Here is a 12,881-nt window from a genome sequence, read left to right as displayed (position 1 = left end):
TCAGTCGCGCTCGCGCAAGGCGCGCAGCTGCTGCCAGGCGAGCGACAGGCCCTGCAGGATGAGTAGTCCCGCGCTGATCGGGATGAGCGATTTCAGCAGGTACAGCGCCGGCAGCCCGCCAGCCTCACGCGAGGCCTCGCGCACGCGCCAGGAATCGGCCACGTAGTCGAGACTCGACCACAGGATGAAAAGGCACAACGGCAGGAGCAGAACCAGCGTGCCGATCAGATCGACCCAGGCGCGCTGGCGCCTGTTGAAACGACTGTAGAACACATCGACGCGCACATGATCGCCGCTCGCGAGCGCATAAGCCGAGGCGAGCAGGAAACCCGCCGCGTGCATCCAGTTGCCGGCCTCCTGCAACCAGATGCGCCCGGAGGAGAATCCGTAACGCATGATGACGACCAGTGCGGTGGTGAGCGCCAGGAAGAGCATCAGCCAGGCGGCGAAGCGACCGACGGCCGCACAGGTCTGGTCGATCCAGCGAATGCCAGGCGATGAAAGGTCGCGCTGCGTCATGCGGCGCTAGTGTGCGGTCTCAGGCGATGCGCGACAAGGGCGCCGCGGTCGGGCGAGGTTCGATGGCTGGCGACTGGTCAGCGACCGTTGCGCAGATACCCCTGGATGCGCTGGCGATAGGCACGCCCTGAAGTCAGGCGCTGGCCACTCGCGAGCGAAATCACGTACTCGCCATGGAACCAGCGCTCCATGACCTTGATCTTGTTTACATTGACGATGGCCGAACGATGCACTCTCAGGAACTGGCTGCCATCGAGCGTGGCTTCTGCATCCTGCATGGTCCAGCGAATGCGAAACACCTCGCTGCCGCAATGTACGCGCACATAGTTGCGATCGGCCTCGATGAGATCGATGTCGCCCTGGGCCAGGAAATACAGCCGCCCGTCGCGTTCGGCGACAATGCGCCGGCCGGCGCCGCTGCTGCCGCGGCCGGTGACCGAAATGACGGTGTCGCGCACGGCAGTGGTGATCTGATCGGCCAGCCGGTTGCCCGGCGGATCGGCGAGGCGGTTGCGCACCTTGTCGATGGCCAGGCGGAAGCGCTCGCGGTCGAAGGGCTTCAACAGGTAATCCACGGCATCGACGCTGAAGGCATCTACGGCGTGCTGCTCGTAGGCGGTCACGAAGATCACCCAGGGATGCGGTGTCTTCAGTTGCTTCAGCACGCCAAAGCCGTTGATGCCGCGCATCTGCACATCGAGCAGCAGCAGGTCGGGGCGCAGCTCCTCGATCTTCTCGATCGCCTCGCCCCCCTGGGCCGCCTCCCCCACGACTTCGACATCCGACTCATTTCGGCAAAGCTCGCGCAGGCGCTCGCGCGCATAGGGCTCATCGTCGACGATCAGTGCTCTGATGTTCATGCCGACTTTCGCTCCAGGGCCGAATACTGCACTTCCAGCGGAATGCGGATGCGCGCGCTCATCACCTGCTCGCTCTCGCGAACCAGCTCTACCGAGCAATGTTCACCGTAGAGCGCCGCAAGCCTCGCGCGGGTATTGCCCAGCCCAATACCCGACGAGCCGGTGGCGTGACTGTCGCGACCCGAATGCGTATTGCGCACTTCGAGCTGGAGATCGCGACCACGTCCGCGGGCCTCCACCGTAATCTGTATGGTGTCATCCTCCGCGGAGATGCCGTGCATCACGGCATTCTCGGCGAGCGGCTGCAGTATGAGGCTCGGCACCATCGCACGTTCGAGTCCCTCGCCGACGCGGATGCTGTAGCGCAGGCGGTCACGGAACCGCAACTGCTGGATCTCGAGGTAGTCGCACACGAAGGCGATTTCGCGCGACAGCGGCACCAGGTCCATGTCTCCATCGCGCAGGCTCCGGCGCAAGAGGTCACCCAGGCGCACCAGCATCTGCTCGGCCGTCTGCGGGCTCGCAGGAATCATCGCAACGGCGGCATTCAGCGTGTTGAAGAGAAAATGGGGATTGAGCTGCATACGCAGCGCCGTGAGCCGCGCCTGGTTGTTCTCCGCCTGCAGGCGGGCGCTGTTGAGCTCCTGGTACTTCAGCTCACGATAGTTGTGGACGAACAGGAGCACACCGAGGCCGAGCAGGTAGGACATCAGGAAATCCGAAGTCGTCTGCAACCAGATATCGAGCGACAGCAGGCTCCCCCACGGCGTAACGAAGAGATTCCCGAGCAGGCTCCAGTCGTCGCGATCGAGCGCGACCAGCAACAACAGCAGCGGTCGTGCGACTACCGCGAAGAACAGCGCCATGGCGGCATGGCGTGTGAGGGCGAGCCAGCGCGCTTCGCCCGGCCAACCGATAGCGAGCGCAATTCGATAGAACACCAACAGCAGCGGCAGCAACAACAGATGTTGCAGGACGCGTACCTGGGCCGGCGCGATGATGATGCCCGGATAGCCCGCGGTCATCAGCTGAAAGCCGATGACGCGCGAGAGCGTCATGTAGATCCAGTAGGGGATGGTGACGACGAGCACCAGTCGCCACAGGTAGTTGCGATCCTTGAGACTGATCGAGCGACCGATCAGCGGCAGACCAGCCGAGAACAGGACACTGGCGTTCATGCGCGAAGGCCCTCCCGCCCAGGTCCGGTGCGTAGAGAAAACAGGAGCCGGACCGGCTCAAAAGATTGGCGAAAAGTCCCCAGTCGGCCAACCGTTTGCAGGAGGAATCCAGCGGCCCGGCTCCCATTATTCGTGGTCGACGCGGCGACCTTGCAAGAGTAGATGCATGGGAGGGGCATTTGGTTTCGTCGCTGGCTGAAAAAAGTCGGCTATCCCGGGGACCAAATGTGAGACACAGGAGCCATCTATACCACTCGGCCGGGACCAAGCCCAGTTGCACGGGACAGAATGGTCCGATTCGGGGATGAACTGGTCCGGGTACGACCCGTCAGCGACGCCAGAAGGTTGGTGTAAACAACAACAACACGGTGAAGATCTCGAGGCGGCCGAGCAGCATGGCCGAGGAACACAGCAGCAGCTGCACGGTGTCAAAGTGCGCGAAATTGCCGCTGGGCCCGACGACTTCGAGCCCCGGTCCGATACTGTTGACGCAGGCGACCGAGGCCGAGAACGCGGTCGGCAGGCTGAGGCCTGTCAGGAGCAGCGCGAAAGTGAAAGCTGCAATAGTCGCAAAATACAAAAAGATGAAAGCGAGCACCGAGGCAGCGACACGCTCCTGGATCACCTGGCCGCCGATGCGCACGGGCAGGACGGCGGACGGGTGCACCAGGAGTTTGAGCTCGCGCATCGACTGGCGCCACAGCACCAGGGTGCGAAACATCTTGATGCCGCCGCCCGTCGAACCGGTGCCGGCGGTGATACAGCCGAGGAACAACATGAACACCGGCGCAAAAATCGGCCAGCGCTCGTAGTCCTCGGTGACGAAACCCGTGGTGGTCGCGATCGACACCACGCTGAAGGCCGCGTGGCGCAGCGCAACCAGCGGGTGCGGGTAGGTGTCCGAGCCGATGAGCAGGACCGTGATCAGCAGGATCGAACTTGCCAGCAGGACCAGAACGGCACGGGTTTCCGGATCCTGCCAATGCGGCTGCAGGGAAATGCGCCGCGCGACCAGGAAATGCCGCGCGAAATTCAGGCAGGCGGCGATCATGAACACGATCAACAGCGCTTCGATCAGCGGCGATTTGTAATAGCCGATGCTGGCATCGTGGGTGGAAAATCCGCCGGTGGACATCGCCGAGAATGCGTTGCAGATCGCATCGAGCCAGGACATCCCGGCCAGATGCAACGACAGGATGGCGATGACAGTCAGCGAGGCGTAGGTGACCCACAGGCGCTTCGCTGTCTCGGTGATGCGCGGAGTGAGTTTTTCATCCTTCATCGGTCCTGGTGTTTCGGCCTTGTAAAGCTGCATGCCACCGACACCGAGCAGCGGCAGGATGGCCACCGCCAGCACGATGATGCCGAGCCCACCGAGCAGGTGCAGCGTGTGCCTCCAGATATGAATCGAGGGCGCGAGATTGTCGAGCCCGACCAGCACGGTCGCGCCGGTCGTGGTTATCCCGGAGGTCGCCTCGAAGAACGCGCCCGCAAAATCCAGGCGCGGCAACGCGAAAAAAAGCGCGAATGCGGCGGAGACGCACATGCCGAGCCAGGTGAGCACGACCAGCGCGAAACCATCGCGTGCTTTCAATTCGCGGCGAAACGGCCGTGTCAGCGCGGCAACTGCGAGGCCGAAAGCCGCGGTGGCGAGACCCGCGGCCACGAACGTGCCGAGCATGCCGTCGCGATAGACGATGGCAGCAAGTACCGGCGCGATGAAGCTGACGCTGAACAGCGCCATCGTGAGCCCGAGCGTATGAAAGATTGCCAGCACGAGTGCGGCTCCGGCCGGCTACAGGCTGTCGCCGACGAACAGGCGCTCGACCTGGCTGATATGGCGCCGGTCGGCGAGGAAGACGATGACGTGATCGTCGGCCTGCACCACGGTGTCGTGGTGGGCCATGACGACCTCCTCGCCGCGCGCGATCGCACCGATGGCGGCGCCTTCGGGGAGCCGTATCTCCTCGATGCGCCGCCCGACAACGCGCGATCGTGACCGGTCACCATGCACGATTGCCTCGAGCGCCTCGGCCGCGCCACGGCGCAGCGAGTGCACGCGCACGACATCGCCGCGGCGGACATGGGCGAGGAGCGACCCGATGGTCACCGTCTGCGGCGAGATTGCGATGTCGATGCTGCGGCTTTCCATCAGCTCGGCATACGACGGCTTGTTGATGATGGCCATCACCTTGGCTGCACCCAGCCGCTTGGCCAGCATCGCCGAGAGAATGTTGGCTTCCTCAGAACTGGTGAGCGCCGCGAAGACGTCGGCCGAATCGATGTTCTCCTCGATCAGCAGGTCTTCATCCGCCGCATCGCCCGCGAGCACGATGGTATTGTCGAGGCGCTCGGCGATGGCCCGTGCCCGGTCGCGGTCGCGCTCGATGAGCTTGACCTGGTAGCTGTCATCGAGAGCCGCGGCAACGCGATAGCCGATGTTGCCGCCGCCGGCGATGACCACGCGCCTGGCGGGCTTTTCCTCGCGCCGCAACTCGTTCATCACCCGGCGCAGGTCCTGGCGTGCCGCGAGGAAAAAGACCTCGTCGTCCTCCTGCAAGGTTGTCTCGCCCGTCGGCTGCACGCTGCGCCCGGCGCGGTAGATGGCCACGATGCGCGCATCCGTATTGGGTATGTGTTCGCGCAGCGCGCGGATCTGCTGCCCGACCAGCAGTCCGCCCTTGCGCGCCCGCACACCCACGAGTCGCACCCGGCCGTCGGCGAAATCGAGCACCTGCAGGGCGCCCGGGTTGCGGATCAGGCGGGCGATATGCTCGGTGACCAGTTGCTCGGGGCTGATGAACACATCGACCGAGAGCGCCTCGGCGCTGAACAACTCCGGCCGATCGGTATACTCGGCCGCACGAATGCGCGCGATCTTGGTCGGCGTTCGATACAGCGTGTAGGCAACCTCGCAGGCCATCATGTTCACTTCATCGGAGCTCGTCAGCGCGACGATGATGTCGGCATCGGCCGCACCAGCCGCGGCGAGGACGCTCGGGTAAGCGGCATTGCCGGCCACGGTGCGAATGTCGAGCCGGCCCTGCAGCTCGCGCAGCACGCTCTCTTTGGTGTCTACCACCGTGACCTCGTTGCCGGATTCGCGCGAGAGGTGATAGGCGGCCGTGCGGCCAACCTGTCCGGCACCGAGAATGACGATTTTCATGAAGCGGCGATTCTAGGCCAAGCGCGCCAGACGCGCATCAAACGGTTTCGAGGTTGGCGTAGGAGAGCATCAGCCACTTGGTGCCCTGCTGCTCGAAGTTGATCTGGATGCGCGCATGCGGACCCTGACCTTCGACATTGAGCACCACGCCCTCGCCAAACTTGCCATGGCGCACCCGCGCGCCGAGGCGCATGCCGGTGCTGTCATCGTCGCGAAACCGCTTGTGATTCGCCACCGCAATGGCTGGCCGTGACAGCTGGATGCGTGGCCGGATTTCCTCCAGCAGCTCGTCGGGAATCTCGCGCAGGAAACGCGACGCCTGGCCATAGCTGTCGATGCCATGCAGGCGTCTTTGTTCGGCGTAGGTCATGTTGAGCTCGCGCATCGCGCGGGTTGCGCCGACATAGCAAAGCCGGCGCTCTTCCTCAAGGCCCTCCAGGTCGCTGATACTGCGCTGGTGCGGGAACAGGCCTTCTTCCATGCCGCACATGAATACCAGCGGGAACTCGAGCCCCTTGGCACTGTGCAGCGTCATCAGCTGCACGCAATCTTCGCCCGCTTCCGCCTGGCCCTCTCCCGATTCGAGTACCGCGTAGGCAAGAAAGGCCTGCAGTGGCGGCAGGTCGCCGGATTCGTTCGCCTCGAAACCGCGTGCGGCGCTCACCAGCTCCTCCAGGTTCTCGACGCGCGCTTCGCCGCGATCCGCCTTGTCCTTGCGGTAGTGCTCGATGAGACCACTGCCCTTCTGCACGAGGTCAACCTGTTCGGCGAGCGTCAGTCCGCCGAGATCGCGCGCGAGATCTTCGATTAGTTGCATGAAAGCACCGAGACTCGCGCTCGCGCGAGCGCCGAGCTTCTCGCCGATGCACGCGCCCGCGGCCCGCCACAGCGATGAGCCCGCGCCACGCGCATGGTCGCGCAGCACCTCGAGACTGCGTGCGCCGATGCCGCGGGCCGGCAGATTGACCACGCGCTCGAAGGAGGTGTCGTCGTCGCGATTGGTCATGAGCCGCAGATAGGCGAGCGTGTCCTTGATTTCGGCGCGTTCGAAGAAACGCAAACCGCCATAGACCCGGTACGGCAGGCGCGCACCGAGCAGCGCCTCCTCGAGAACACGGGACTGGGCGTTCGAACGGTACAGGAGCGCAGCGTCGCTGCGCGCACCGCCATTGGCCAGCCAGGTCTTGATGCGCTGGATGATGTAGTCGGCTTCGTCGCGTTCGTTGAACGCCGCATAGAGGCGGATCGGCGCGCCACGTTCGCCCTCGGTCCAGAGGTTCTTGCCGAGCCGCCCGCTGTTGTTGGCAATGATCGCGTTCGCGGCTGAGAGTATCGTGCCCGTGGAGCGATAGTTCTGTTCGAGGCGAAACAGTTGCGCGGTCGGAAAGTCGCGCTGGAAGCGCTGCAGGTTCTCTACCCGCGCGCCGCGCCAACGGTAGATGGATTGATCGTCATCGCCCACCACGAAGGGCGCGTTGCCATCGGCCGCGAGCAGACGCGTCCAGGCGTACTGGATGGCATTGGTGTCCTGGAACTCATCCACCAGGATATGGCGAAAGCGCTGGCGATAATGCGCGAGCAACGAAGGATTGTCGCGCCATAGCTCGAAAGCACGCAGCAAGAGTTCCGCGAAGTCGACGACGCCGTTGCGCGCACAGGCCTCCTCGTAGTCGAGATACAGGCGGATCAATTCGTGGCGCGTAGGATCATTGTTGTCGCGCAGCGCCTTTGCACGCAGGCCCTCGTCCTTGTTGTGGTTGATGAACCATTGCACTTCCTTCGGCACGAAACGCGCTTCATCGAGCTCACGGGCGCGTACGACTTTGCGCACCAGGCGCAACTGGTCTTCGGAGTCGAGGATCTGGAAGGACTGCACGAGCCCCGCTTCGCGCCAATGCAGGCGCAACAGCCGGTGTGCGATGCCGTGGAATGTGCCAAGCCACAACGCGCCGCCGGGCACACCGAGGAGCGACTCGATGCGCGCGCGCATCTCGCCCGCCGCCTTGTTGGTGAAGGTCACCGCGAGGACGCTGTGCGGCGTCGCCGCCTGCGTGGCTACCAGCCAGGCCACACGATGGGTGAGAACCCTGGTCTTGCCGCTGCCCGCGCCGGCCAGTACCAGCACGGGGCCCGGCGGGGCGGCAACAGCCTGCCGCTGGGCGTCGTTGAGCGGCCCTAGAATTTCCGATACATCCATTGACCGCTAGTTTATCAGCCGGATCGCGGCAGCGACTCCTCGGCGAAGCGCAGCAATGCGCCGATCAAGGTCAAAAATACGGGGCCGACGATGAGTCCGATCGGGCCGAATGCGGCGATACCACCGACCACGCCCACGAACACCGCCAGGGTTGACACGGGTGCATGACTTGAAATGAGCAGCGGGCGCAGGAAATTGTCGGACAGCGACACAGCGATGCCCCAGGCAAGTAGAAAAACCGCGGCACCATATCGCCCCACCGCGAGCAACCACACGAGCGCGGGGCCCCAGACGAGCGCTGTACCGCCGGCCGGCAACAGCGAGGCGATCGCCGCCAGCACACCGAACACCACGGGCGATGGCAGGCTGAGGATCGCGAACCCGATACCGACCAGCAGACCCTGCACGATGGCAGTGAGTCCCGTGCCATAGATGACTCCCCGTGTGGTGTTGGCGATGAGCTGAGTCAGCTCGGTGCGCCTCGCGCCCGGCAGCGGCACCAGATGCACGAGGCGTTCGAGCATCTGCCGGCCGTCGCGCAGAAGGAAGAACAACAGGAACAACATCAGGAAGAAGCCCACGACCGTGCCGACCGCGCCCAACACCACATTGCCGCCGGCAGCCGCCGCACTTTTCAGCATGCCCTGGCCATTGTCGATCAACCACTGACGCAGTTGCTCGATGCTCATCACCATGTTGCCGCCGAACCAGTCCTGCGCCTGGCGAATCACGGGCCAATTCTCCACACCAGCCAGTCGCGCGCGCAGTTCGCCAAAATCGCTATGCTGCAACGTGCGCACGAGGTGGCTCGCCTGGCGCGCAAAGGCGACGCCGAGCACGGACAGCGGTCCGAGCAGCACGATGGGAGTCAGCACGACGAGGATCCCCGCGGCAAGACCCTCGCGCCCGCGCAGCCGCCTTGCCAGCCAGCGCTGCAGGGGTTGCAGCACGAAGGCGAGAAAACCTCCCCAGGCCAGTGCACCGAAGAATGGCTCGAGGATGCGCCAGGTCAACAGGGCGAGGATTGCGATGGCGATGAGTGCAAAGCTGCGTTGATAGAAACTGGTCGGCATGATCGATCCTCTCTGCCTGCGGCGCGTTACTGCAGACGATACTCGCCCGCATCCGCGGGCAATTGCAACGCTCCTATTGCGGCAAATCCCGTTCTCGGCGCGATGACCGGCATAGTACGATGTCGTTCATGACGAGTGAGACTGGAGTGATCATCGTCGGCGCCGGCGAGTCGGCCGGCAGCCTGGCATTTTCCCTGCGCCAGCAGGGCTACTCGCGTCCGATCGTGCTGATCGGCGACGAGTCACATCCTCCTTATCGAAGGCCGCCCCTGTCGAAGGCTTTCCTTGCCGGTGAGGTGAGTGCCGAAAGCCTCTACCTGCGCTCGGCCGACAGTTATGCACGCCAGAATATCGAGCTTCGCCTGGGTCTCGGCGTCGAGGCGATCGATCGCGCGGCGCGTAGCGTCACATTGTTCGACGGCGAAGTACTGTCCTACGACCGGCTGGTACTGGCAACCGGCGGTCACGCGCGCCGGCTGCTGTTGCCTGGCGCGGACCATCCCAACGTGCACTATGTGCGCACCATCACCGATATCGAAAGGCTCAAGAAGGAATTCCTGCCGGGCAAGCGATTGGTGGTGGTCGGCGGTGGCTACATCGGCCTCGAAGTGGCTGCGATCGGTATCAAGAAGGGACTCGGTGTCACGGTCATCGAGTCGCTGCCCCGCGTCCTGGCGCGGGTCACGGCGCCGGAGGTTTCTGCGTTCTACGAGCGGGTCCACAGCGAGCAAGGGGTCAAGCTGTTGACCCACACGGGCGTCGAGGCATTCGACGGTGATCCACGCGTTACTGGCGTGCGGCTCGGCGGTGGCGCAATTGTGCCCGCCGACATCGTCGTCGTCGGTATCGGCCTCGTTCCGAATGTCGAACTCGCAACCGCGGCGGGACTCCTGGTCGACAACGGCATCGTGGTCGATGCGCTCACCCGCAGCAGCGATGAGAACATCTTCGCCATCGGTGACTGCGCGAATCACGAAAACAGCTTTCTTGGCCGGCGCCTGCGCATGGAATCCGTGGCGAGCGCGGTCGAACAGGCGCGGATCTGCGCGGCCGCGATCTGCGAGAAGCCGGCGCCGAGATCCGGTCCACCGTGGTTCTGGTCGGACCAGTACGACCTGAAATTGCAGATGGTGGGTATTTCGCAGGGCTACGAGCAACTGGCCATCCGCGGTGACATCAATGGCAGGTCCTTCAGTGCCTTCTATCTGCACGACGGCGAGATCATCGCAATCGATACGGTCAACAGGACGGGCGACTTCGCCGTAGGCAAGCGCTTGCTCGCCGCCCACGCCAGGGCGGAAGTGGCCCAGCTTGCCGATGAGTCGTTTGAGCTGAAGTCGCTGTTGCCCGCCTGAAATTGTCACGCCTGATTCGGTCGATCCGCCCGTGTTCCGCTTTGCGCGATGCCGGGCTTTGACGGATACTCATTCGATGCGTTCCATGATTCGTCTGACGGCCTGTCTTCTCGCCGGGTGGCTGGCGGCGGGCTGTGCCGCGCATGGTGACGCACCCGCCATTGCAAAGACCCCGGAGCCGAGCCCCGCCATGACCGGACATTCCGCCTATTCATTCGCTTACGTCGTGTTGAGTGTCGCAGACCTCGATCAGGCACTCGAGCTGTGGCAACAGCGCTTTGGCATGGAGGTCGTCACGCGACGGCACGGTGCGGACGCCGGACTTGCCAAACTCTGGAACATTGCCGCGGACGATATCAAGGACCAGGCGCTGCTCAACACGCCGGGAAGTCTCGACGGCGGGTTGCATCTCGTGCAATTCGCACGACCGGGGGCCGCGATACGTGAAGGGGCGCGTTCGACGGACCTGGTGTTGAAGAATATCGACATCGCGGCGCGCGACATCAAGGCGCGCCACCAGGAGCTGCTCGATGCCGGCATGAAATTCCGCTCGGCCATCGGTACGCTCGAATCGGATGGCGTACTGGTCTACGAAGTGCACGCCCCTGGTCCGGAAGGCATCAACCTGGTGTTCCTCGAGCAACCGGACGTGCCGCAGCTGACCAGCCGACAGGGCTATGGCGTGACGCCGCAGATCGTCGCCATCACGCCGGACAACGAACGAGAGGTCGCCTTTTACCGGGGCCTGTTCGGGATGGAACAGCTCTCGCACCATCGCTTCGAAGGTCCCGAGGTCGAGAAGACCATCGGGCTGCCCTCCGGCGCGGCGCTCGATGTGCGCATCGTCGGCAACGCAAAGAGCGCCTACGGGCGCATGGAGCTCGTCAACTACCAGGGCGCGCCTGGCGATAACCTCTATCCGCGCGCCCGCCCGCCGGCACGCGGCCTGCTTTCCGTGACCTATGTCGTTGCCAACCTCGGGGGCTATCTCGAACGCGGCCGCAACTGGGGCATCGTCGATCATGGACCAATCGAATCGATACTCGGCAAGGGCCGCATGGCGAGCGTGACGACGCCCGCGGGCATGCGCATCGACATCGTGGAACTGTGACCTTGCGAGTCTACGATTACCTCGATTCGGGCAATGGCTACAAGGTGCGCCTCCTGTTGTGGCAGCTACAACAGCCCTTCGCCTGGACGGAACTCGACATCGTCGCGGGTGAGACGCGAACCCCCGAATTCCTGCGCAAGAATCTGAACGGCCGTATTCCGGCGCTGGAACTCGACGATGGCCGCATCATCGCCGAATCGAACGCCATACTGTTCTATCTGGCCGATGGTTCCGACTATCTGTCAACGGACCGTTATGAGCGTGCACTTACCCTGCAGTGGCTGTTCTTCGAGCAATACAGCCACGAGCCCTTTGTCGCGACACCGCGCTATATCCTGCGGCACCTGCCTGCGGATCATGCGCGCCGCGCCGAACTCGAGTGGCGCCTGCCGAAGGGCCACGAGGCACTTGCGGTGATGGAGCATCACCTGAGCGATCAGCCGTTTTTCGTCGCCGGACGCTACAGCATTGCCGATATCGCACTCTATGCCTATACGCATGTTGCCGGCGAAGGCAATCTCGACCTCGCACCCTATCCAGCCGTCCGCAACTGGCTCGCACGGGTTGCCGCGCAGCCACGACATCGGCCGATTACGGCGCGGCCGGAGTGATCACCAGCGGTTGCGCAGTTCGCGCAATTTGAGGAACACCGTCTGCGCCTCGGGTGATGCGCCAAGGTCGGGGAATTGCTCGCGCAAACGCGCAATGATCTGCGGCTCACCCAGGCGAAAGAACGTATTGATCTGCCGCTCGACGGCGAGCGTCGTTATCTCCGCAGTGGCGGGGTCGTGCCGGCGCGCTGTATCGACACGCGCCGCCGCGGCCTGGTTGCCCGGTTCGCGATCGAGCGTGAACTCGAGGTTGCGCGCGAGGTAATCGTGACCGGGGTAGATCAGCGTCTGCTCGGGCAGGCGATTCAGCTGCCTGGCGAAGGTCTGGTAAAGCTCGACGGGATGACCGCCATTGTGGCAGTTGCCCGCGCCGGCATTGAAAAGCGTATCGCCGCAAAATAGCGCCGGCGTCTCGCTGTGCGCGAGCACGCAGATGTGCGCCATTGTATGGCCCGGCGTGTCGAGACACTCGAGTTCGACGCTTCGTCCGATGCGAATCACATCGCCCTGCGCAAGCCCCTGATCGACACCGCCTATGCGTTCCGCGGCGCCGGCATGGGCCAGCACCCTCGCGCCGGTGACGGCCTTCAAGGCGCGATTGCCGCCGGTGTGATCGCCATGTTCGTGGGTATTGAGGATCTGGGTGATGGTAAAACCGCGCTCCCTCGCCCGTGACAGGCACAGCTGATGGGCCAATGGATCGACGGCGAGCGCCTCGCCGCTTTCGGGACAGGCGATCAGATAGTTGTAATTGCGATAATTGTTGTTGGTCCAGATCCGCTCGACGATCATGGCTTTCTCTCCAGCTAGA

11 protein-coding genes are annotated in these 12,881 nt (G+C 63.8%); 3 read left to right on the top strand and 8 right to left on the bottom strand.

The features are described 5' to 3' along the window. The 7 genes from R3E77_00390 to R3E77_00360 form a co-directional block, all read right to left on the bottom strand. Entirely contained in the window at nt 1-519 is a 519-nt protein-coding gene (locus R3E77_00390) for a TRAP transporter small permease subunit (GenBank protein MEZ5497861.1), read from the bottom strand. Nucleotides 520-596: 77 nt separating this feature from the next. Continuing rightward, complete coding sequence (locus R3E77_00385) at nt 597-1,379, bottom strand: LytTR family DNA-binding domain-containing protein (GenBank protein ID MEZ5497860.1); 783 nt, start codon at nt 1,377-1,379, stop codon at nt 597-599. Then, nucleotides 1,376-2,557, bottom strand: a complete 1,182-nt coding sequence (locus R3E77_00380; protein MEZ5497859.1) for a histidine kinase — start codon at nt 2,555-2,557, stop codon at nt 1,376-1,378. Before R3E77_00380 ends, R3E77_00385 begins: the two co-directional genes overlap by 4 nt. A 328-nt stretch (nt 2,558-2,885) precedes the next feature. Next, a complete protein-coding gene (locus R3E77_00375) occupies nt 2,886-4,334 on the bottom strand; it encodes a potassium transporter TrkG (GenBank protein ID MEZ5497858.1) in 1,449 nt (482 codons plus the stop codon). 18 nt (nt 4,335-4,352) lie between these two features. Continuing rightward, nucleotides 4,353-5,723, bottom strand: coding sequence for a Trk system potassium transporter TrkA (gene trkA, locus R3E77_00370; protein ID MEZ5497857.1), 1,371 nt, complete (start codon nt 5,721-5,723; stop codon nt 4,353-4,355). 37 nt (nt 5,724-5,760) lie between these two features. Further along, entirely contained in the window at nt 5,761-7,920 is a 2,160-nt protein-coding gene (gene uvrD, locus R3E77_00365) for a DNA helicase II (GenBank protein MEZ5497856.1), read from the bottom strand. 14 nt (nt 7,921-7,934) lie between these two features. Beyond that, nucleotides 7,935-8,993, bottom strand: coding sequence for an AI-2E family transporter (locus R3E77_00360; protein MEZ5497855.1), 1,059 nt, complete (start codon nt 8,991-8,993; stop codon nt 7,935-7,937). 128 nt (nt 8,994-9,121) lie between these two features. Between R3E77_00360 and R3E77_00355 the strand changes: the two genes are divergently transcribed. The 3 genes from R3E77_00355 (at nt 9,122) to R3E77_00345 (ending at nt 12,070) form a co-directional block, all read left to right on the top strand. Then, nucleotides 9,122-10,348 carry an FAD-dependent oxidoreductase gene (locus R3E77_00355; protein ID MEZ5497854.1) on the top strand — a complete coding sequence of 409 codons (1,227 nt, stop codon included), beginning with the start codon at nt 9,122-9,124 and terminating at the stop codon, nt 10,346-10,348. Nucleotides 10,349-10,424: 76 nt separating this feature from the next. Beyond that, complete coding sequence (locus R3E77_00350; protein ID MEZ5497853.1) at nt 10,425-11,459, top strand: VOC family protein; 1,035 nt, start codon at nt 10,425-10,427, stop codon at nt 11,457-11,459. A gap of 2 nt (nt 11,460-11,461) precedes the next feature. After that, entirely contained in the window at nt 11,462-12,070 is a 609-nt protein-coding gene (locus R3E77_00345) for a glutathione S-transferase family protein (GenBank protein ID MEZ5497852.1), read from the top strand. On the opposite strand, the gene R3E77_00340 is transcribed toward R3E77_00345, so the two are convergent. Further along, nucleotides 12,071-12,862, bottom strand: coding sequence for a hydroxyacylglutathione hydrolase C-terminal domain-containing protein (locus tag R3E77_00340; protein ID MEZ5497851.1), 792 nt, complete (start codon nt 12,860-12,862; stop codon nt 12,071-12,073). Between the last annotated feature and the right edge of the window lie 19 nt (nt 12,863-12,881).

It is taken from the genome of Steroidobacteraceae bacterium (genome assembly GCA_041395505.1).
Classification (GTDB): domain Bacteria; phylum Pseudomonadota; class Gammaproteobacteria; order Steroidobacterales; family Steroidobacteraceae; genus JAWLAG01.
This window is presented reverse-complemented; position numbering and strand designations above follow the sequence as displayed.

Coding starts and splice junctions, on each gene's coding strand:
- R3E77_00390 (MEZ5497861.1), bottom strand. CDS start 519: ATGACGCAGCGCGACCTTTCATCGCCTGGCATTCGCTGGATCGACCAG.
- R3E77_00385 (MEZ5497860.1), bottom strand. CDS start 1,379: ATGAACATCAGAGCACTGATCGTCGACGATGAGCCCTATGCGCGCGAG.
- R3E77_00380 (MEZ5497859.1), bottom strand. CDS start 2,557: ATGAACGCCAGTGTCCTGTTCTCGGCTGGTCTGCCGCTGATCGGTCGC.
- trkA (MEZ5497857.1), bottom strand. CDS start 5,723: ATGAAAATCGTCATTCTCGGTGCCGGACAGGTTGGCCGCACGGCCGCC.
- uvrD (MEZ5497856.1), bottom strand. CDS start 7,920: ATGGATGTATCGGAAATTCTAGGGCCGCTCAACGACGCCCAGCGGCAG.
- R3E77_00360 (MEZ5497855.1), bottom strand. CDS start 8,993: ATGCCGACCAGTTTCTATCAACGCAGCTTTGCACTCATCGCCATCGCA.
- R3E77_00355 (MEZ5497854.1), top strand. CDS start 9,122: ATGACGAGTGAGACTGGAGTGATCATCGTCGGCGCCGGCGAGTCGGCC.
- R3E77_00350 (MEZ5497853.1), top strand. CDS start 10,425: ATGCGTTCCATGATTCGTCTGACGGCCTGTCTTCTCGCCGGGTGGCTG.
- R3E77_00340 (MEZ5497851.1), bottom strand. CDS start 12,862: ATGATCGTCGAGCGGATCTGGACCAACAACAATTATCGCAATTACAAC.